General features: G+C 44.9%; 2 protein-coding genes. Both read left to right on the top strand.

Translation table 11 applies throughout. The annotated features are described in order from the left end of the window. Positions 1-308 precede the first annotated feature (308 nt). A complete protein-coding gene (locus tag QT974_RS34390) occupies positions 309-665 on the top strand; it encodes a hypothetical protein (RefSeq protein ID WP_333472822.1) in 357 nt (118 codons plus the stop codon). Positions 666-722: 57 nt separating this feature from the next. Next, positions 723-1,380, top strand: a 658-nt coding sequence (locus QT974_RS34385) for a glycosyltransferase (protein WP_333472821.1), incomplete at its 3' end; no start/stop codon positions are given.

Here is a 1,380-nt window from a genome sequence, read left to right as displayed (position 1 = left end):
AAGAGTCGTATAAACAAAGGGCGATCGAGATGCAAGGGGCGATCGCGCGATCGGGCGGAGTCAAAAAAGCGGCTGATATTATCGAACAGGTTGTACTGACTGGAAAACCTGTCTTGGCTTCTGAAATCTAAAATCTCAACTGTGAGCGATCGAAAAGAGCCCCACGCCGCCAAAAATACAAACGTACCGCTAATTTACAGAGTCAAATCTCAAATCTTAAATATAAAATCGACCAATCGCCCAAAAAAAACGACTTCTGGGGCAATATAATACTACAAAAACATTCAGCTTATACGGAGCCTTTACTAATGACCCACTTCGGCATTATCTGTCCCGCCGACACCGGCCACCTCAACGTCATGATGCCTTTAGGAAACGAACTGCTGCGCCGAGGCCATCGAGTCACAGTAGTGGGCTTCCTTGATGCTAGATCGAAAACCTTAGCCAGCGGATTAGAATTTCAGCCATTAGCTGAAGATGAATTTCCCCTAGGCTCAAACGTAGAAGAGTTTGCCCAACGAGGAAAACTTAGCGGATTGGATGCTTTGAAACATACTCTTCAAGCAGTGCAGAAAAGATTAGCTGTTATCGTCAGAGATGCGCCAACAACTATTAAACAAGCTGGTATAGAAGCTCTACTCGTAGACCAAGTTTCAATTGAATGAGGAACAATTGCAGATTTTCTCAACCTTCCTTTTATCACTGTTTGCGGTGCCTTAATTTTGAATCGAGAACCAAACATTCCTCCCATTTGCACTACTTGGCAATACAGTCCAACTTGGAAAGGGCGCTTGCGCAATAAAATCGGCTTTCGGTTAGTCGAGTTGCTTGCAAAACCAATTCGCAAGACGATCGCCCAATATCGCGAAGAGTGGAAATTACCTCTCTACTCTCACCCGAATGATTATTACTCTAAACTCACTCAAATCAGCCAGCAACCGCCTGAATTTGATTTTCCCCGGCAAAATTTACCGCCGCATTTCCATTTCGTCGGTCATTTTCACAATCCTGCGCTGCGCAAATCAGTACCTTTTCCTTTTGAACGATTAACTGGGAAACCATTAATTTATGCTTCGATGGGAACTATTCAAAATCGCTTGTTGGAGGTATTTCAAACGATCGCCTCTGCTTGTGAAGGGTTAGACGCTCAATTGGTCATCGATCTCGGTGGTGGTGCGACTCCAGAATCTTTGCCAAAATTGGCAGGTAATCCGATCGTTTCTGGCTTTGCACCGCAATTAGAACTGCTGCAAAAAGCTACTCTCACGATTACTCACGCGGGGATGAATACGACTTTGGAATCCTTGAGAAATGGAGTACCATTAGTGGCAATTCCTGTTGCTAACGATCAGCCGGGAGTGGCGGCGCGGATTGCTTATA

It is taken from the genome of Microcoleus sp. BM001215392, assembly GCF_036700185.1.
Lineage (GTDB): Bacteria > Cyanobacteriota > Cyanobacteriia > Cyanobacteriales > Microcoleaceae > Microcoleus.
The sequence above is the reverse complement of the archived record's forward strand: the minus strand, read 5'-3'. Positions and strand labels throughout refer to the sequence as shown.

What these genes read in the sequence shown, in the direction of transcription:
- QT974_RS34390 (WP_333472822.1), top strand. Translation starts at nt 309, where the DNA reads ATGACCCACTTCGGCATTATCTGTCCCGCCGACACCGGCCACCTCAAC.